This window comes from Pseudomonas sp. RGB (assembly GCF_007713445.1).
Taxonomy (GTDB): domain Bacteria; phylum Pseudomonadota; class Gammaproteobacteria; order Pseudomonadales; family Pseudomonadaceae; genus Aquipseudomonas.
Genome location: NZ_VMSH01000007.1, coordinates 186,868 through 204,784 on the forward strand (window position 1 = coordinate 186,868; position 17,917 = coordinate 204,784).

Here is a 17,917-nt window from a genome sequence, read left to right on the forward strand (position 1 = left end):
CTCCCGTATGTTGAGCGGCGCCCGTTTCAGGAGTGATGTATGAATCAGCCCCTCGATTTGCCGGCAGACGCCGTGCTCGACGCCACCGGCCTCAACTGCCCTGAGCCTGTGATGATGTTGCACCAGCACATCCGCGACTTGCCGCCCGGCGGCTTGCTCAAGGTGATTGCGACCGACCCGTCCACCCGCCGCGATATTCCCAAGTTTTGCGTGTTCCTTGACCACGAACTGGTGGATCAGCAGGAGCAGGCCGGTACGTACCTGTACTGGATTCGCAAGAAGGCCGATTAAACCAGGCGAATCCGCCGGCGCGCGCTGCGTGTCAGGCGGATCACCAGCATCGCCGCGGCGCAGCTCAAGCCCACGATCAGTCCCTGCCACAAGCCACTGGGCCCACTGGCGGCGCCCAGCCAATCGGTCAGCCCCAGCGCGTAACCCACCGGCAGCCCCACGCCCCAATACGCGAACAAGGTCAGCACCATGGTCACCCGTGTGTCCTGATAACCCCGCAGCGCGCCGGCGGCCGTGACCTGGATCGCGTCCGAAAACTGGAACAGCGCCGCAAACACGATCAGCATCGACGCCACGTGGATCACCGAGGGATCTGGGGTGTAGATCGTGGCAATCTGTTCGCGAAACAGCAGCATCAGGCTGCACGACAGGCACGCGTAGGTCAGTGCCGTGCCCATGCCGACCCCAGCGGCAAAACGCGCTTCACGCGGCTCACCGCGGCCAAGGGCCTGGCCGACACGCACGGTAACGGCCATGCTCAGCGAGTAAGGGATCATGAACACCAGCGAACTGAAGTTCAGCGCGATCTGGTGCCCGGCCACTACGCTGGCGCCCAGGCTGCCGATCAGCAGGGCGATCACCGCAAAGATGCTCGATTCGGCAAACACCGCAATGCCAATTGGCAGGCCGATGCTCAGCACACGCTTGATCACCGACCATTTTGGCCAGTCGAAACGCTTGAACAACTCGCTGCTCTGATAGGCCGGTGCCCAGCGGGTCCAGGCGGCCAGGCCGAGCATCATCACCCACATCACGATTGCCGTGGCCCAGCCGCAACCCACGCCGCCCATGGCCGGCACGCCGAAGTGGCCATAAATGAACACGTAATTCAGCGGAATATTCAGCGCCAGCCCGCACAGGCCCATGACCATGCTCGGTCGCGTGCGACCCAGGCCGTCGCTGAAGCAGCGCAGCACGTAATACAGGGCGATGGCCGGCATGCCGGAGGCGATGCCGTGCAAGTAGGCCATGCACGGTTTGATCAGCTCGGGGTCGACATTCATCGCATGCAGGATCGGCTCGGCGCTGACCAGCATCAGCAGCGCGGTGAGCCCGACTACCACGGCCAGCCACAACGATTGACGCACCAGCGGGCCGATCTCGGAGTAGTGGCCGGCACCGAAGCGCTGGGCGACCTTGGGCGTGGTGGCCAGCAAAGTGCCGGTCATCAGCAGGTACACCGGAATCCAGATCGAGTTGCCCAGAGCCACGGCTGCCAGGTCTCGCGGGCTCACGCGCCCGGCCATCACCGCGTCGACGAAGCCCATGGCGGTGGTCGCGAGTTGGCCGATCATGATCGGCAGGGCCAGGGTCAGCAGGCTGCGCACCTCGCGGCTGACGCGTGCGGGGCGGGAGAGGGCGGTGGTGGCGGTGTTCACGTGCGAGTGTCCAGTAAAAGTGTTGCAAAGGACGGCGCAGTCTACGCGCTGACGCACCGGTCAGGAAAAAACCTGTGTTAGCGATTTGTAAGCAATCCCAGAGCCGGCACATAACCCCTGTGGGAGTCGGGCTTGCCCGCGATAGCATCAGCTCGGTGCAGCGGTTGGGCCGAGGTGTCTGCATCGCAGGCAAGCCAGCTCCCACACCAGTCTGGCTCCCACATAAGCACTGCTCACCCGGCATCTGCGGTGTTACACAGATCGCATCCCTGTACACTGCTGGTCCGCGAAAGGAGCCTGCCATGCTGATTGTTGCCGACGAAAATATCCCGCTGCTCGATGCATTCTTCGAAGGGTTTGGCGAGATTCGCCGGGTGCCAGGCCGGTCCATCGACCGCGCCACGGTCGAGCAGGCCGACGTGCTGCTGGTGCGCTCGGTGACCAACGTCAATCGCGCGTTGCTGGAAGGCACACATGTTCGGTTTGTCGGCACCTGCACCATCGGCACCGACCATCTGGACCTCGACTACTTCAAGCAGGCCGGCATCACCTGGTCCAGCGCGCCGGGCTGCAATGCGCGTGGCGTGGTGGACTATGTGCTGGGCAGCCTGCAGACCCTGGCCGAAATTGAAGGCGTCGATCTCAATCAGCGCACCTACGGCGTTGTCGGTGCCGGTGAAGTCGGCGGGCGGCTGGTCAAGGTGCTCAAGGGCCTGGGCTGGAACGTGCTGGTGTGCGACCCGCCGCGTCAGATCGCTGAAGACGGCGATTACGTCAGCCTCGAACAGATCATCCAGCAGTGCGACGTCATCAGCCTGCACACGCCGCTGACCAAATCCGGCAACGGCTCCACCTGGCATTTGTTTGACCGCGAGCGCCTCAACCGCCTCAGGCCTGGCGCCTGGCTGATCAACGCCAGCCGTGGCCCGGTGGTGGACAATGCTGCCTTGCGTGAAGTGTTGCTGGAGCGTGAGGACCTGCAAGCGGTGTTGGACGTGTGGGAAGGCGAGCCCGAAGTGGATGTCGATTTGGCTGACCTGTGCGTGCTGGCAACCCCACATATCGCCGGTTACAGCCTCGACGGCAAGCAGCGCGGCACTGCACAGATTTATCAGGCGTTCTGCGCCCATCTGGGCCAGGCGCCGAGCATCCAGCTAAGTGATCTGCTGCCGCAGCCGTGGCTGGCCGAGGTGCACTTGAACGCTTCGACCGACCCGGCCTGGGCGTTGGCAACCTTGTGCCGCAGCGTGTACGACCCGCGCCGTGATGACGCGGATTTGCGCCGTAGCCTCGGAGGCTCTGTGGACGAGCAGCGCAAGGCGTTCGACCTGCTGCGCAAGCATTACCCGCAGCGCCGTGAGATTGACGGCTTGAAGGTGCGAATCAATGGCGACTCTGCCGCGCTGTCGGCGATCGTCACCGCCCTGGGCGCCGAACTGCTCTGACGCGCGGCGCCGGCAAGGGGCGTGCGCATACGCGCGGCATAAAAAACCCGGCCACAGGGGCCGGGTTTGAAAGAGCTCGGGCGTATCAGCCTTGCTGCGCAGGCTTGACCAGGCGCTGTTCCAGTTCGCGGCACGCTTGCTGGATCATCTCTTCGGTAATCTGCACTTCGCGGCCTTGAGCGTCGATCACGGAGCAAGGCAGATGCTGCGGTTGGCGGATCACTTCAATCTTGGCATCGCTGCTGTTTTGCAAGGTCATGGCCTGTCTCCTCATCAGGTTGTGTACCTACTGTGTTTCTTACATTAAGCCCCCCGCGTGACCAAGCTATTACAACTCCTTACAAAGTCACCGGTTCGAACAACCAGTCCACCAGAAAGCGATACAAATTTCCAGCGGGGGGTTAGACCGATAACCTCTAGGGATCAGCATCGGCGGGCATAATTAACCTGACTCATTGTTATTTACTCAAGTTCCCCCAATGTTGTGGTGTAGATACTTATCTCCCCTGCGCAGGTGATGCCCTCCATGTTCTCAGTCCGTCAACGCCGTGCGATCCGCTTGGCCAGCCGCTTTATCGCGCCCTACCGTTGGCAGGCGCTGGGTGCCTTGCTGGCGCTGATCGTCACGGCCGGCATCACCTTGTCCATGGGGCAGGGCATTCGCCTGCTGGTCGACCAGGGCTTCATGACGCAGTCGCCGCACCTGCTCAACCAATCCATTGGCCTGTTCATGATGCTGGTGCTGGGCCTGGCCGTGGGTACGTTTGCGCGGTTTTACCTGGTGTCGTGGATCGGCGAGCGGGTGGTGGCGGATATTCGCCGGCAGGTGTTCAACCATTTGATCTACCTGCACCCCGGCTTTTACGAAAACAATCGCAGCTCGGAAATCCAGTCGCGGTTGACCACCGACACCACCTTGCTGCAATCGGTGATCGGCTCCTCGCTGTCGCTGTTCCTGCGCAATGCCCTGATGGTCATCGGCGGCATCGTGCTGTTGTTTGTCACCAACCCCAAGCTCACCAGTATCGTGGTGATCGCGCTGCCGCTGGTGCTGGCGCCGATCCTGATTTTCGGCCGGCGTGTGCGCAGCCTCTCGCGCCTGAGCCAGGACCGCATCGCTGACGTCGGCAGTTATGTGTCCGAGACCCTCGGCCAGATCAAGACCGTGCAGGCCTACAACCATCAGGTCCAGGACGAGCAGCGTTTTGCCGTTACCGTGGAGGAGGCCTTTGCCACAGCGCGCAAGCGTATCGTGCAACGCGCCTGGCTGATTACGCTGGTGATCATGCTGGTGCTCGGCGCCGTTGGCGTGATGCTGTGGGTCGGCGGGATGGACGTGATTGGCGGCCGTATTTCCGGCGGTGAGCTGGCCGCGTTCGTGTTTTACAGCCTGATCGTCGGCAGCGCAGTCGGCACCTTGAGCGAAGTGCTTGGCGAACTGCAACGCGCCGCCGGTGCTGCCGAGCGGATTGGCGAGTTGTTGCAGTCGAGCAACGAAATCCAGGCCCCCGCCGATGGCACCGTACAGTTACCGGAGCGCGTCAGCGGCCGCATGGAACTGCAAGACCTGCGCTTTTCCTACCCGTCGCGCCCGGACAGCTACGCCATCGACGGTTTGAGCCTGGCCATCCATCCCGGCGAAACCCTGGCACTGGTCGGCCCATCCGGCGCCGGTAAGTCCACGATCTTCGACTTGCTGCTGCGTTTCTATGACCCCCAGCACGGCCGCATCCTGCTCGAAGGCCACCCGCTGACCGCGCTCGACCCGATGGACCTGCGCCGCCACTTCGCATTGGTGTCGCAAAGCCCGGCGCTGTTTTTTGGCAGCGTCGAAGAAAACATCCGTTACGGCAACCCGTCCGCCACCACCGCGCAGGTCGAGGGCGCGGCGCGCATCGCCCATGCCCACGACTTCATCCTGCAAATGCCCCAGGGCTATCAGACCCACCTTGGCGACGGCGGCATGGGCCTCTCCGGCGGCCAGCGCCAACGCCTGGCCATCGCCCGTGCGTTGTTGGTGGACGCGCCGATCCTGCTGCTGGACGAAGCCACCAGCGCACTGGATGCCCAGAGCGAGCATTTGATTCAGCAGGCGTTGCCGCAACTGATGCAGGGCCGCACCACCTTGGTGATTGCGCATCGGTTGGCAACGGTGAAAAACGCCGACCGCATTGCGGTGATGGACCAGGGCAAGCTGGTGGCGGTGGGCACGCATCAGCAGCTGATCGCGAGCAATCCGCTGTATGCGCGGTTGGCGGCGTTGCAGTTCAATGAGGGTGATGAGGTCGCGAAAAGCGAGGGCTAGCCGGCCTGCATTGCGCTGTTCCTGTGGCGAGCGGGCTTGTTGTGGCGAGCGGGCTTGCCCCGCGTTGGGCTGCGTAGCAGCCCCAAAACCTGTGTACTCGGTTTGAGCGGTTATATTGAGGCGCCTGAATGGGAGCGCTTCGCACTCCAGCGCAGGGCAAGCCTGCTCGCCACATCAAGCTTGCTCACCACAACAGGCCTGCTGGCTACATTAACCCTGCTAGCCACACCAAGCCCCCGCACCAGTAAACCCGCCACTGCCTCTTCGTCAGCCAGCCTTACTGATCATCAAAATACCGCTCATGCCAATCCACCAGCGGCTGCGGTGAGTTGAGCTTTTGCCCGTAGATCACCGAATAAGACAGCACGTTCTGCACGTACTGGCGGGTTTCGTCGAACGGGATGCTTTCCACCCACACATCAAAACTCAGGTGATCCGCACCGCGCAGCCATTGGCGTACGCGCCCTGGGCCCGCGTTGTAGGCGGCGGAGGCAAGCACGCGGTTGCCGTTGAACTGGCTGTGCACCTGGCTCAGGTAGGCGGCGCCAAGCTGGATGTTTTTGTCCGGGTCCAGCACTTGGGCCGGGGAGGCCAGCGGGATGCTGAACTTGCGCGCGGTTTCCTTGGCGGTGCCGGGCATCAGTTGCATCAGGCCGCTGGCGCCGACGCCGGAGCGTGCGTCGTCCATGAAGGCACTTTCCTGGCGGGTGATGGCAAACACCCAGCTGGAATGCAGGCCACGCACCTTGGCTTCGCGCACCAGGGTGTCACGGTGGGCCATCGGGAAGCGGATATCCAGGTCATCCCAGTATTGGGCCTGGCTGATGGTGCGGATCGCCGGGAAGTACCACTTCATGTCGTAGGCCAGCTTGGCCTGGGCGACCATTTCATCGCGGTTGAAGTGGCGGCTCACGTGGTACCACTCGCGGCGGCCATCGACAATCTGGCCACGTGCATAAAACTCCAGCGCGCGGCGTACACCGGGCGTGTTACGGACCTTGTTGACCAGCGCCTGGCTCATCACCAGCGGCTTGTTTTTCAGCTGATACGGCGCTTTGGAGCGGTCGGCGGCGAGGAAACCGTAGAAATCCCGTTCCTGCGCGAGGTTTTTGTACAGCACCAGCGGCTGCGGGTTTTTCGGCTCGGCCAGCTCCAGGCTGCGCGCTTGCCAGTAACGCCAGCGGTTGGTTGTCGCCAGGTCTTGTGGGAGTTTGCGGGTCAACTGGTAGGCATCTTCCCAGCGTGCCAGGCGCAGCAGCAGGCGCAGGCGCCATTCAGAGACGGTGTTATCACGCAGCTCCGGGTCGTATTTGGTCATTACGTCCAGCGCGCGCGGGTCGTAGCGGCGTGCCAGGGTCAAGCCGATTTCACGGGCGATCGACACTTTTTCGTCACGGGAGAAGTGCATGCTGCTGGCGTAGCCGTCGAGCAGCGCCATGGCCTTGTCCGGGTCCTGGCGTGCCAGGCGGCGCAAGCCCAGGCCGACGGCGTCAGACATCGCCTCGTTGGCCGGCAGGAAGCGCGACGGGTCGCTGAGCATGTCCGGTTTTTGGGCCACGTCGACCATCAGGCGGCCTTGGGCGCCAAGGGTTGGCAGGGTTTTCACCAGGCTGTTGGCCAGCGCGTAATTGCGTGCTTCGGCGGCGAGCTTGGCGCGATCCCAGATTTTCTGTTCAGTGAGTTGGCCATCGGCGGCCCACTGGCCGAACGTGGCATCACACGCGGCGGGTTGGGATTTGCCGGTCAGCCAGAGTTTTTCGGTGGTCTTGTAGCCTTCGGCTTTCAAGTTATGGGTGAGCTGGTACTGACCATGCAGGCAGTCCAGTTCGACGAAATTGAGTTTGGCGTCGTAGTACTTTTCAAACGTCTGCCAGTCGCCACGGTCGGCCAGCCAGCGCAACCAGCGCAGCTTCATCCAGTTGGCCTGGGGCAGGTCGCCGTTTTTAGCGAGGAACTGTTCGATTTCCTCGTTGCTCGCGGTTTTCAGGCGCGCGGTCAGCTCGTCATAGGCCAGGTACGGCGTGAGCGGGTAGTCGGCCAGGGCCTGGCTGTATTGCATGTACGGCCCGCTGTCGCCTTTGGCGAGGGCGCGTTTGGCTTCATCGTAATATTGACGTTGGGTGGTGAGGTCCACGGCCTGGGCGGATTGAACGGCGGTGGCGGAAAGAAGCAGACAAGATAAAAAGTTGAAAAGGCGACTGCGCATGAGACGTCCGTGCAGAGAAATCACGACTAGCACCGGCACCGCCGACACTGATTGCCCCTAGCTTAGCCTTTTGCCAGCGACCGGCGAAAGCTTTGCCGGCCGGCTGGCTGAAGTTCATCGTAAATGTCCTGCAGAACGTGTCGCCAGCGAAAATGCCGGCCGCATCCCACCCTCAAGTCAGGTAGAATGCGCGCCCAGTTTTTGGAGAAGCGTATGACCCTGCTCAAATTCAGCGATGTGTCCCTTGCTTTCGGCGCTATGCCGTTGTTGGACAAGGTGTCCTGGCAGATCGCCCGTGGTGAGCGGGTGTGCATCATCGGCCGCAACGGCACCGGCAAGTCCAGCATGATGAAGCTGGTTAAAGGCGATCAGAAGCCCGATGACGGCTCTGTTTGGCGTGCCCCGGGCCTGAAGATCGGCGAATTGCCGCAAGAATTGCCGGTGGCCGACGGACGGACAGTGTTCGACGTGGTTGCCGAAGGCCTGGACGGCGTCGGCGAGTTGCTCGCGCAATACCACCACCTGGCGCAGAACTGCGTCACCGAAGAGGACCTGGACAAGCTGATGCACGTCCAGCAAGACCTCGAAGCCCGTGACGGCTGGCGCTTGCAGCAACTGGTCGACAGCACCCTGAGCCGCCTGCAACTGCCGGCCGACAAGACCCTCGCCGAGTTGTCCGGCGGCTGGCGTCGTCGCGTGCTGCTGGCTCAGGCGCTGGTGTCCGAGCCGGATTTGTTGCTGCTCGACGAACCAACCAACCACTTGGACATCGGCGCAATCGCCTGGCTGGAAGAAGCCCTCAAGGATTTCCAGGGCGCCGTGCTGTTCATCACGCACGACCGTTCCTTCCTGCAGAACCTGGCCACGCGCATCCTCGAACTGGACCGTGGCGGCCTGATCGATTGGAACGGCGACTACGCCAGCTTCCTGGTGCACAAAGAGGCCACGCTGGCCGCTGAAGAAACTGCCAACGCGCTGTTCGACAAAAAGCTGGCCCAGGAAGAAGTCTGGATCCGCCAGGGCATCAAGGCCCGTCGCACCCGTAACGAAGGCCGTGTACGCGCCTTGAAAGCCCTGCGCGTTGAGCGCAGCGAGCGCCGTGAACGCACCGGCAAGGCCAATATCCAGCTGGATACCGCCGACAAGTCGGGCAAGCAGGTGATGGTACTGGAAAACGTCAGCTTCCATCACCCGGACGGCCCGTTCCTGATCAAAGACTTCTCGATGGTCCTGCAGCGCGGCGACCGTATCGGCCTGCTGGGCGCCAACGGCACCGGCAAGACCACCTTGCTCAAGCTGATGCTCAATGGTCTGCAACCGACCAGCGGCACGGTGGAAGAGGGCACGCGCATCGACGTGGCCTACTTCGACCAGCTGCGCCATCAGTTGGACCTGGAAAAAACCGTGATCGACAACGTCGCCGAAGGCCGCGACTTTATCGACATCGACGGCCAGAGCCGCCACGTGCTGAGCTACCTGGGCGACTTCCTGTTCAGCCCGCAACGCGCACGTACGCCGGTGAAAGCCTTGTCCGGTGGTGAGCGTGCGCGCCTGCTGCTGGCCAAGCTGTTCAGCAAGCCGGCCAACCTGCTGGTGCTCGACGAACCGACCAACGACCTCGACGTGGAAACCCTCGAACTGCTGGAAGAGGTCTTGCTGACCTTCAACGGCACCGTGCTGATGGTCAGCCACGACCGGGCATTCCTCGACAACGTGGTCACCAGCACGCTGGTCTTCGAAGGTGAAGGCAAGGTGCGTGAATACGTCGGTGGTTACCAGGACTGGCTGCGTCAGGGCGGCTCGCCGCGCCTGCTGGGCGTGACCGAGAGCAAGTCCGGTAAGGCCGATCTGACCTCCGCCGTCGTTGCGCCAGTGGCTGCCGCTGCTGCTCCGGCCCAGGACGCTGCACCGTCGACCAAGAAGAAGCTCAGCTACAAGCTGCAACGTGAGCTGGAAGCCTTGCCGGGCGATATCGACGCCAAGGAACAGCAGATTGCCGCAGTAGAAGCAGAAATGGCTGACGCAGGTTTCTACCTGCGTCCGGCGGCGGAAACCGCCAAGGTCATTGCGTCCCTGGAAACGTTGAACCAGGAGCTGGAAGTGTTGGTTGAGCGTTGGGCCGAGCTGGATGCCTGATTGATTCAAGCGCACTAAAAAAGCCCGGCGCCCATCTGTATGAACGCCGGGCTTTTTATATGGAGTGCGATTAGACATGTGGGACGGCTTGTGTGGGAGCCGGGCTTGCCCGCGATGCAGGCACCGCGGTGTGTCAGTTGGCCTGCGGTGATGCTATCGCAGGCAAGCCAGCTCCCACATCAGCCCGCTCCCACAGTTGTTTGGCGCCGTTCTTAAGTATTTTTTACCAGTTTTACCGCCAGCACATCACACGGCGCGCCGTGCAGTACGTCATTGGCGGTCGAGCCCAGCAGCAGCGCCAGGCCATGACGGCCGTGGCTGCCGACCACGATCAGGTCGCAGCCCTGTTCCTTGGCCAGGTGGTGGATTTCCTGACGAGGCTGGCCGTAGGTGAGGTGGGAGTTTTCCTTGGTTACTTCCGGGTACTTGAGGATCAACCGGTCCAGGCGCTCTTTGGCCTGGTCAAATTGTTGTTGCTGCAACTGGGAAAGGTCCATCGGCACGTCGCCACCAAACGCCATGGCCATAGGCTCGACGATATGCACGAGTGACAGCTTGGCGCCGTTGGCGATTGCTGAAGCCTGCGCGCGCTTGATCACTGGGTCGCACTCTTCGGTCAGGTCGACAGCGACCAGGATATGTTTGTAGGAGTGTTCGTTGGACATGGCGCGTTCCTCCAGGGGACTGCAATAAGTTCAGTATGGCTGCTTTCAAGCGGATGGGGTTGCGTCAGGTCAAATCCGCTCATCTAGAAATTCGGGAGTACACATATGACGGTCTGGATAGTGGTGTCAATCCTTCTCGTGGTACTGAGCCCTCTGGCATGGTTGCGCCCCTCGCGCCATCAGAGCGGGCGCATGGCCCTGCGGATGGAGGCGCGCCGCATCGGCCTGGCCATGCAATTGGCGCCGCAGGACTGGCCGTACTGGCTCAAGCACGAGCCGCCAAGCCCTTGCGCGCAGTACTGCCGACCGCGCCGCGCAAGTGCGCCGGCCCTTTGGTGTTACTGGCAGCTGGAGCCCGGGGTTTGGGTCAATCAGTGGCGCGAAGTGTGCGTCGATGAGACGTTGTTGGCGCACTTTGCGACCCTGCCGGATAACGTCTACAAGGTCGAGGCGGACAAGCAGATGATCGCCCTGTACTGGGGCGAGAAGGGCGAGGCGAGTGTGTTGAAGGACATTGATGCGCTGCTCAAGGCCCTGGCTTGATGCCTGTCGGATAAAACCCAGGCAATAAAAAGCCCGACATCATCATCGGGCTGGAGTTGGCCAGGCAGGCCGGTAAATCTGTGATGCATGCGTCGGATGTTCATCCAGGCGCATTAAGGTTGTCGCTAGCCTAGCGGCATATCCTGTTCTGTACAGTCTTTTCCTACAAAATTTCCATTATTGATTTCGTGAATAGTTGAATATTGGCCAGGCGTAAGCCGTGGGCCTGGGTTCTGAACTGACTGGAAAGTCGCGTTTTTCCTAGCCTTTCGAGCGATTGACAATTGCCCGGAATTGGATGAAGGTGACGTACCCAAATCAAACGGGCGTATGAATTGAGCGTTTGTCTGTCAGACCGCTCATACAGAACCCCGACTAGCGCGTTGGCGGGTGTGCCTGGCGGATTGGCATGAGCATTGACCCAATAATCAATGTCCAACCAGAGGCCAGCGTCCAATGTGTACTGTTCAGCTTCCATATCGTGGAGATCAGTTGATGATTTACGAAGGTAAAGCCATCACGGTTAAGGCTCTTGAAAGTGGCATCGTCGAATTGAAATTCGACCTCAAGGGTGAGTCCGTCAACAAGTTCAACCGTCTAACCCTGAACGAACTGCGTCAGGCCGTAGACACCATCAAAGCAGATGCTTCGGTCAAGGGCGTGATCGTCTCCAGCGGCAAGGACGTGTTTATCGTCGGCGCTGACATCACCGAATTCGTCGACAACTTCAAGCTGCCCGATGCCGAGCTGGTGGCTGGCAACCTCGAAGCCAACAAGATTTTCAGCGATTTCGAAGACCTCAACGTGCCAACCGTTGCCGCGATCAATGGCATCGCGTTGGGCGGCGGTCTGGAAATGTGCTTGGCCGCAGACTTCCGTGTCATGTCGGCGACCGCCAAAATCGGTCTGCCTGAAGTCAAACTGGGCATCTACCCAGGTTTTGGCGGCACCGTGCGCCTGCCGCGCATCATCGGTGCCGACAACGCCATCGAGTGGATTGCCGCCGGCAAGGAAAACAAAGCCGAAGACGCGCTGAAAGTCGGTGCCGTCGATGCTGTGGTTGCCCCGGACAAACTGGCCGAAGCTGCACTGAACCTGATCAAAGGCGCCATCAGCGGCGAATTTGACTACAAGGCCAAGCGTCAGCCAAAGCTCGAAAAACTCAAGCTCAACGCCATCGAACAAATGATGTCGTTCGAAACCGCCAAAGGTTTTGTGGCAGGCCAGGCCGGCCCGAACTACCCGGCGCCGGTTGAAGCGATCAAGACCATCCAGAAAGCCGCGAACTTCGGTCGCGACAAAGCCCTGGAAGTGGAAGCTGCAGGCTTCGTCAAACTGGCGAAAACCTCGGCTGCCCAGAGCCTGATCGGCCTGTTCCTGAATGATCAGGAGCTGAAGAAAAAGGCCAAGGCCTACGACGAAATCGCCAAAGACGTGAAACAGGCTGCCGTACTCGGCGCCGGTATCATGGGCGGCGGTATCGCCTATCAGTCGGCCTCCAAAGGCACGCCGATCCTGATGAAAGACATCAACGAGCACGGCATTGAGCAAGGCCTGGCGGAAGCCGCCAAGCTGCTGGTGGGCCGCGTTGATAAAGGTCGCATGACCGCAGCGAAGATGGCTGAAGTGCTTAACGGCATTCGTCCTACGCTGTCCTACGGCGATTTCGGCCACGTCGACCTGGTGGTCGAAGCGGTTGTCGAGAACCCGAAGGTCAAGCAAGCCGTACTGGCCGAAGTGGAAGCTCAGGTTAAAGAAGACACCATTCTGGCCTCGAACACCTCGACCATTTCCATCAGCTTGTTGGCCAAGGCCCTCAAGCGTCCGGAAAACTTCGTCGGCATGCACTTCTTCAACCCGGTGCACATGATGCCGCTGGTGGAAGTGATCCGTGGCGAGAAGTCCAGCGAGCTGGCGATTGCTACTACCGTTGCCTACGCCAAGAAAATGGGCAAGAACCCGATCGTCGTTAACGACTGCCCGGGCTTTTTGGTCAACCGCGTGCTGTTCCCGTACTTCGGCGGTTTCGCCAAGCTGGTCAGTGCTGGTGTGGACTTTGTGCGTATCGACAAAGTCATGGAAAAATTCGGCTGGCCCATGGGCCCGGCGTACCTGATGGACGTGGTCGGCATCGACACCGGCCACCACGGTCGTGACGTCATGGCTGAAGGCTTCCCGGACCGCATGAAAGACGACCGCCGTTCGGCGATCGACGCGCTCTACGAAGCCAAGCGCCTGGGCCAGAAGAACGGCAAGGGCTTCTACGCTTACGAGGCCGACAAGAAGGGCAAGCAGAAGAAAGTGGCCGACCCTTCGGTGCACGAAGTGCTCGCGCCGGTCATCTACGAGCAGCGTGAGGTGTCCGATGAGGACATCATCAACTGGATGATGATCGCCCTGTGCCTGGAAACCGTGCGTTGCCTGGAAGACGGCATCGTTGAAACCGCCGCCGAAGCCGATATGGGCCTGGTGTACGGTATTGGTTTCCCTCCATTCCGTGGTGGTGCGCTGCGTTACATCGATTCGATCGGTGTGGCCGAGTTCGTTGCCCTGGCTGACAAATACGCTGATCTGGGCCCGCTGTACCACCCGACCGCGAAGCTGCGTGAAATGGCCAAAAATGGCCAGAGCTTCTTCGGTTAAGCGCCCAGACGACTAGAGCGAGAATATTTATGAGCTTGAATCCAAGAGACGTGGTGATTGTCGACTTCGGTCGCACACCGATGGGCCGCTCCAAGGGCGGCATGCACCGCAACACCCGCGCCGAAGACATGTCGGCGCACCTGATCAGCAAGTTGCTGGAACGTAACGTCAAGGTTGACCCGAACGAAGTCGAAGACGTGATCTGGGGCTGCGTCAACCAGACCCTGGAGCAGGGCTGGAACATCGCGCGCATGGCGTCGTTGATGACCCAGATCCCGCACACCGCCGCTGGCCAGACCGTCAGCCGCCTGTGTGGCTCATCGATGAGCGCGCTGCACACCGCTGCCCAAGCGATCATGACCGGTAACGGCGATGTGTTCGTGGTCGGCGGCGTGGAGCACATGGGCCACGTCAGCATGATGCACGGCGTCGACCCTAACCCGCACATGTCGCTGTACGCGGCAAAAGCCTCGGGCATGATGGGCCTCACCGCAGAAATGCTCGGCAAAATGCACGGCATTACCCGCGAAGCCCAGGACGCGTTCGGCCTGCGCTCCCACCAGCTCGCCCACAAGGCGACGGTGGAAGGCAAGTTCAAGGATGAAATCATCCCGATGAACGGCTATGACGAAAACGGTTTCCTGAAGCTGTTCGACTACGATGAAACCATTCGTCCGGACACCACCCTGGAAAGCCTGGCGGCCTTGAAACCTGCCTTCAATCCAAAGGGCGGCACCGTGACTGCCGGTACTTCGTCGCAAATCACCGACGGTGCTTCGTGCATGATCGTGATGTCGGCGCAGCGTGCCCAGGACCTGGGTATCCAGCCGATGGCCGTGATCCGTTCGATGGCCGTGGCGGGTGTGGACCCGGCAATCATGGGCTATGGTCCAGTACCGGCCACACAAAAAGCCTTGAAGCGCGCGGGCCTGACCATCTCCGATATCGACTTCTTCGAGCTCAACGAAGCTTTCGCCGCACAGGCCCTGCCAGTGCTGAAAGATTTGAAAGTACTCGACAAGATGAACGAGAAGGTTAACCTGCACGGCGGTGCGATTGCCCTGGGCCACCCATTCGGTTGCTCCGGTGCACGTATTTCCGGCACTTTGCTTAACGTGATGAAGCAAAATGGCGGCAACCTTGGGGTTGCAACCATGTGCATTGGTCTCGGCCAAGGCATTTCCACCGTCTTCGAACGCGTCTAAGCGTTGCGTTGACGGAAGCCGGGGCCCAGTGCCCCGGTTTTTGTTTTTTGGAATTTTTAATATTTTTTTCAACAAATTTTACAAGAGGGCCAGAGCATGAAAGTCGAACCAGGGCTCTACCAACATTATAAGGGGCCGCAGTACCGCGTTTTTAACGTGGCGCGGCACTCCGAGACCGAAGAGGAAGTGGTGTTTTACCAAGCACTGTATGGCGATTACGGCTTTTGGGTGCGCCCATTGAGCATGTTCCTGGAGACCGTCGAAGTTGACGGCGAGCAGGTCCCGCGCTTTGCTTTGGTCCAGGCCGAACCCAGTCTTTTTTCAGGGCAATAACGGCAGGTCGCGCAGAATGCTGCGCTTGACCTCACCTTGTTGCCACTATATATAGCGTTGCCGCGACAGGCGCCAACTGCCTTTCACTTCTCGAATTCAGGAATTTTCCGATCCATGGGCAAATCGCTGGTCATTGTGGAATCCCCGGCTAAGGCCAAGACCATCAACAAGTACTTGGGCAACGAGTACGTGGTGAAGTCGAGTATCGGCCATATCCGAGACCTGCCCACCAGCGGTTCGGCTAGCGCCAGCAAGGAGCCTGCCGCCAAGCGCGGCAAGGCGGCTGCGGGCGAAGGTCCGGTGCTCACGCCTAAAGAGAAAGCGCGCAAGCAGCTGGTCTCGCGCATGGGTGTAGACCCTGAACATGGCTGGAAGGCCAAGTACGAGATCCTTCCCGGCAAGGAAAAGGTCATCGAAGAGCTGCGCCGGCTCGCCAAGGATGCTGACACCATCTATCTCGCAACCGACTTGGACCGCGAAGGGGAAGCCATTGCCTGGCACCTGCGCGAAGCCATCGGCGGTGATGACAGCCGCTACAAGCGTGTGGTGTTCAACGAAATCACCAAAAAAGCCATCCAGGAAGCCTTCTCCAAGCCGGGCGAACTGGACATCGACCGTGTAAACGCCCAGCAGGCCCGTCGTTTCCTCGACCGCGTCGTGGGCTACATGGTCTCGCCACTGCTGTGGGCCAAGATCGCCCGTGGCCTGTCGGCCGGTCGTGTGCAATCGGTGGCGGTAAAGCTGGTGGTGGAGCGTGAGCGCGAGATTCGTGCGTTCAACCCCGAAGAATACTGGGAAGTCCACGCTGACCTCGGCACCGCCAAGGGCGCCAACGTGCGCTTTGAAGTGGCCCGCGAGAAAGGCGAGGCCTTCAAGCCGCTGAACGAAGCCCAGGCCATGGCCGCGCTGGAGAAGCTCAAGGCTTCCAGCTACAGCATCGTCAAGCGTGAAGACAAACCGACCAGCAGCAAGCCGTCGGCGCCGTTCATCACGTCCACCCTGCAACAGGCCGCGAGTAACCGCCTGGGCTTTGGTGTGAAGAAAACCATGATGATGGCTCAGCGTCTGTATGAAGCTGGCTACATCACGTATATGCGTACCGACTCCACCAACCTGTCGCAAGACGCGGTGGCGATGGCGCGTACTTATATTGAAACCGAATTCGGCAAGAAGTACCTGCCGGAGAAGCCGAACGTCTACAGCAGCAAGGAAGGCGCACAGGAGGCTCACGAAGCGATTCGTCCTTCCGATGCCAATACCGAGCCAAGCAAGCTGACCGGCATGGAGCGCGACGCTGAGCGCCTTTACGAGCTGATCTGGCGCCAGTTCCTGGCCTGCCAGATGCTGCCGGCGCAATACCTGTCCACCACTGTCAGTGTCGGTGCTGGCGACTTCGAGCTGCGTGCCAAGGGCCGTATCCTCAAGTTCGACGGCTACACCCGCGTGATGCCGCAAATCGCCAAGCCTGGCGATGACGATGTGCTGCCGGACATGGCCCAGGGCGACACGTTGAAGCTGATCAAGCTCGACCCGTCCCAGCACTTCACCAAGCCGCCGGCGCGTTATTCGGAAGCCAGCCTGGTAAAAGAGATGGAGAAACGCGGTATCGGTCGTCCTTCGACTTACGCGGCAATCATTTCGACCATCCAGGACCGTGGCTACGTCGCGCTGCACAACCGTCGCTTCTACTCGGAAAAGATGGGCGACATCGTTACCGAGCGCCTGTCCGAAAGCTTCTCCAACCTGATGGACTACGGCTTCACCGCCGGCATGGAAGAGAACCTCGATGACGTGGCCCAGGGCGAACGCGACTGGAAAAACGTACTGGATGAGTTCTACGGCGACTTCAAGAAGAAGCTCGAAGTAGCCGAAAGCCCTGAAAGTGGCATGCGTGCCAACCAGCCGGTGATGACCGACATCCCGTGCCTGACCTGCGGCCGTCCGATGCAGATTCGTACCGCGTCTACCGGCGTGTTCCTCGGTTGCTCGGGTTACAGCCTGCCGCCGAAAGAGCGCTGCAAGGCCACCGTCAACCTGGTGCCGGGCGATGAAATTGCCGCTGACGACGAGGGTGAATCCGAGTCGCTGGTATTGCGTGGCAAGCACCGCTGCCCGATCTGCAGCACGGCAATGGATGCCTACCTGCTCGATGAGAAGCACAAGTTGCACATCTGCGGTAACAACCCTGATTGCGACGGCTACGAGATCGAAGAGGGCAGCTACCGCATCAAGGGCTACGAAGGCCCGAGCCTGGAATGCGACAAGTGCGGCAGTGAGATGCAGCTCAAGACCGGCCGTTTCGGCAAGTTCTTCGGTTGCACCAACCCGACGTGCAAGAACACTCGCAAACTGCTGAAAAGCGGTGACGCGGCGCCGCCGAAGATGGACCCGGTGAAGATGCCTGAACTCAAATGCGAGAAGGTCAACGACACCTACATCCTGCGTGACGGCGCCTCGGGCTTGTTCCTGGCCGCCAGCCAGTTCCCGAAAAACCGCGAGACCCGTGCGCCGCTGGTGCTGGAAATCGTGCCGCACAAGGACGAGATCGATCCCAAGTACCACTTCCTGTGTGAAGCGCCGAAGAAGGATCCCGACGGTCGCCCGGCCGTGATCCGCTACAGCCGCAAAACCAAGGAGCAGTACGTGCAGACCGAAGTGGACGGCAAGCCTACGGGCTGGAAAGCGTTCTACGACGGCGGCAAGTGGAAGGTCGAGGACAAGCGCCAGGGCGCTTGATCGACTACGTTGCGAAATACAAAGGCCGCC

13 protein-coding genes are annotated in these 17,917 nt (G+C 60.7%); 9 read left to right on the forward strand and 4 right to left on the reverse strand.

Annotated elements, in window-relative coordinates:
* The first annotated feature begins 39 nt into the window (after positions 1-39).
* A complete protein-coding gene (gene tusA / locus FPT15_RS16980) occupies positions 40-291 on the forward strand; it encodes a sulfurtransferase TusA (protein WP_145163027.1) in 252 nt (83 codons plus the stop codon).
* Here tusA and FPT15_RS16985 read toward each other — a convergent pair.
* The gene (locus FPT15_RS16985) at positions 288-1,670 is read right to left on the reverse strand and encodes an MATE family efflux transporter (protein WP_145163029.1); all 1,383 of its coding nucleotides are present in this window, start codon (positions 1,668-1,670) and stop codon (positions 288-290) included. The two genes, tusA and FPT15_RS16985, sit on opposite strands and share 4 nt — an antisense overlap.
* A 302-nt stretch (positions 1,671-1,972) precedes the next feature.
* Between FPT15_RS16985 and pdxB the strand changes: the two genes are divergently transcribed.
* Positions 1,973-3,115 carry a 4-phosphoerythronate dehydrogenase PdxB gene (pdxB, locus tag FPT15_RS16990; protein WP_145163031.1) on the forward strand — a complete coding sequence of 381 codons (1,143 nt, stop codon included), beginning with the start codon at positions 1,973-1,975 and terminating at the stop codon, positions 3,113-3,115.
* A gap of 85 nt (positions 3,116-3,200) precedes the next feature.
* Here pdxB and FPT15_RS29800 read toward each other — a convergent pair whose 3' ends face one another.
* A complete protein-coding gene (locus FPT15_RS29800; RefSeq protein ID WP_027604248.1) occupies positions 3,201-3,374 on the reverse strand; it encodes a PA1571 family protein in 174 nt (57 codons plus the stop codon).
* Between the two features lie 258 nt (positions 3,375-3,632).
* Here FPT15_RS29800 and FPT15_RS16995 point away from each other — a divergent pair, with 258 nt between their 5' ends.
* On the forward strand, positions 3,633-5,420 hold the full coding sequence (locus FPT15_RS16995; RefSeq protein ID WP_178119708.1) for an ABC transporter transmembrane domain-containing protein: 1,788 nt from the start codon (positions 3,633-3,635) through the stop codon (positions 5,418-5,420).
* 277 nt (positions 5,421-5,697) lie between these two features.
* Here the strand turns inward: FPT15_RS16995 and FPT15_RS17000 are convergent, their stop codons facing one another.
* Positions 5,698-7,626: a transglycosylase SLT domain-containing protein gene (locus FPT15_RS17000; RefSeq protein ID WP_106576941.1), complete on the reverse strand. Its 1,929-nt coding sequence runs from the start codon at positions 7,624-7,626 to the stop codon at positions 5,698-5,700.
* Between the two features lie 213 nt (positions 7,627-7,839).
* Between FPT15_RS17000 and FPT15_RS17005 the strand changes: the two genes are divergently transcribed.
* Positions 7,840-9,762 (forward strand): ATP-binding cassette domain-containing protein, encoded by a 1,923-nt coding sequence (locus tag FPT15_RS17005; protein ID WP_145163036.1) that lies wholly within the window; start codon positions 7,840-7,842, stop codon positions 9,760-9,762.
* Positions 9,763-9,974: 212 nt separating this feature from the next.
* Here FPT15_RS17005 and FPT15_RS17010 read toward each other — a convergent pair whose 3' ends face one another.
* Positions 9,975-10,427 carry a universal stress protein gene (locus tag FPT15_RS17010; RefSeq protein WP_145163038.1) on the reverse strand — a complete coding sequence of 151 codons (453 nt, stop codon included), beginning with the start codon at positions 10,425-10,427 and terminating at the stop codon, positions 9,975-9,977.
* Positions 10,428-10,532: 105 nt separating this feature from the next.
* Between FPT15_RS17010 and FPT15_RS17015 the strand changes: the two genes are divergently transcribed.
* From FPT15_RS17015 to topA, 5 genes are all read left to right on the forward strand, one after another.
* Positions 10,533-10,970 (forward strand): hypothetical protein, encoded by a 438-nt coding sequence (locus tag FPT15_RS17015; RefSeq protein ID WP_106576938.1) that lies wholly within the window; start codon positions 10,533-10,535, stop codon positions 10,968-10,970.
* Positions 10,971-11,465: 495 nt separating this feature from the next.
* Complete coding sequence (fadB, locus tag FPT15_RS17020; protein WP_124416715.1) at positions 11,466-13,613, forward strand: fatty acid oxidation complex subunit alpha FadB; 2,148 nt, start codon at positions 11,466-11,468, stop codon at positions 13,611-13,613.
* 29 nt (positions 13,614-13,642) lie between these two features.
* Positions 13,643-14,818 carry an acetyl-CoA C-acyltransferase FadA gene (gene fadA / locus FPT15_RS17025; protein ID WP_106576936.1) on the forward strand — a complete coding sequence of 392 codons (1,176 nt, stop codon included), beginning with the start codon at positions 13,643-13,645 and terminating at the stop codon, positions 14,816-14,818.
* A 96-nt stretch (positions 14,819-14,914) separates the two neighbouring features.
* Positions 14,915-15,151, forward strand: coding sequence for a DUF1653 domain-containing protein (locus FPT15_RS17030; protein WP_021490990.1), 237 nt, complete (start codon positions 14,915-14,917; stop codon positions 15,149-15,151).
* A gap of 114 nt (positions 15,152-15,265) precedes the next feature.
* Entirely contained in the window at positions 15,266-17,887 is a 2,622-nt protein-coding gene (gene topA / locus FPT15_RS17035; RefSeq protein WP_119739192.1) for a type I DNA topoisomerase, read from the forward strand.
* Positions 17,888-17,917: the final 30 nt, after the last annotated feature.

Bases quoted from the DNA above. Each gene is read 5' to 3' on its own strand.
- tusA (WP_145163027.1), top strand. From the start codon at position 40: ATGAATCAGCCCCTCGATTTGCCGGCAGACGCCGTGCTCGACGCCACC.
- pdxB (WP_145163031.1), top strand. From the start codon at position 1,973: ATGCTGATTGTTGCCGACGAAAATATCCCGCTGCTCGATGCATTCTTC.
- FPT15_RS29800 (WP_027604248.1), bottom strand. From the start codon at position 3,374: ATGACCTTGCAAAACAGCAGCGATGCCAAGATTGAAGTGATCCGCCAA.
- FPT15_RS16995 (WP_178119708.1), top strand. From the start codon at position 3,633: ATGCCCTCCATGTTCTCAGTCCGTCAACGCCGTGCGATCCGCTTGGCC.
- FPT15_RS17000 (WP_106576941.1), bottom strand. From the start codon at position 7,626: ATGCGCAGTCGCCTTTTCAACTTTTTATCTTGTCTGCTTCTTTCCGCC.
- FPT15_RS17005 (WP_145163036.1), top strand. From the start codon at position 7,840: ATGACCCTGCTCAAATTCAGCGATGTGTCCCTTGCTTTCGGCGCTATG.
- FPT15_RS17010 (WP_145163038.1), bottom strand. From the start codon at position 10,427: ATGTCCAACGAACACTCCTACAAACATATCCTGGTCGCTGTCGACCTG.
- FPT15_RS17015 (WP_106576938.1), top strand. From the start codon at position 10,533: ATGACGGTCTGGATAGTGGTGTCAATCCTTCTCGTGGTACTGAGCCCT.
- fadB (WP_124416715.1), top strand. From the start codon at position 11,466: ATGATTTACGAAGGTAAAGCCATCACGGTTAAGGCTCTTGAAAGTGGC.
- fadA (WP_106576936.1), top strand. From the start codon at position 13,643: ATGAGCTTGAATCCAAGAGACGTGGTGATTGTCGACTTCGGTCGCACA.
- FPT15_RS17030 (WP_021490990.1), top strand. From the start codon at position 14,915: ATGAAAGTCGAACCAGGGCTCTACCAACATTATAAGGGGCCGCAGTAC.
- topA (WP_119739192.1), top strand. From the start codon at position 15,266: ATGGGCAAATCGCTGGTCATTGTGGAATCCCCGGCTAAGGCCAAGACC.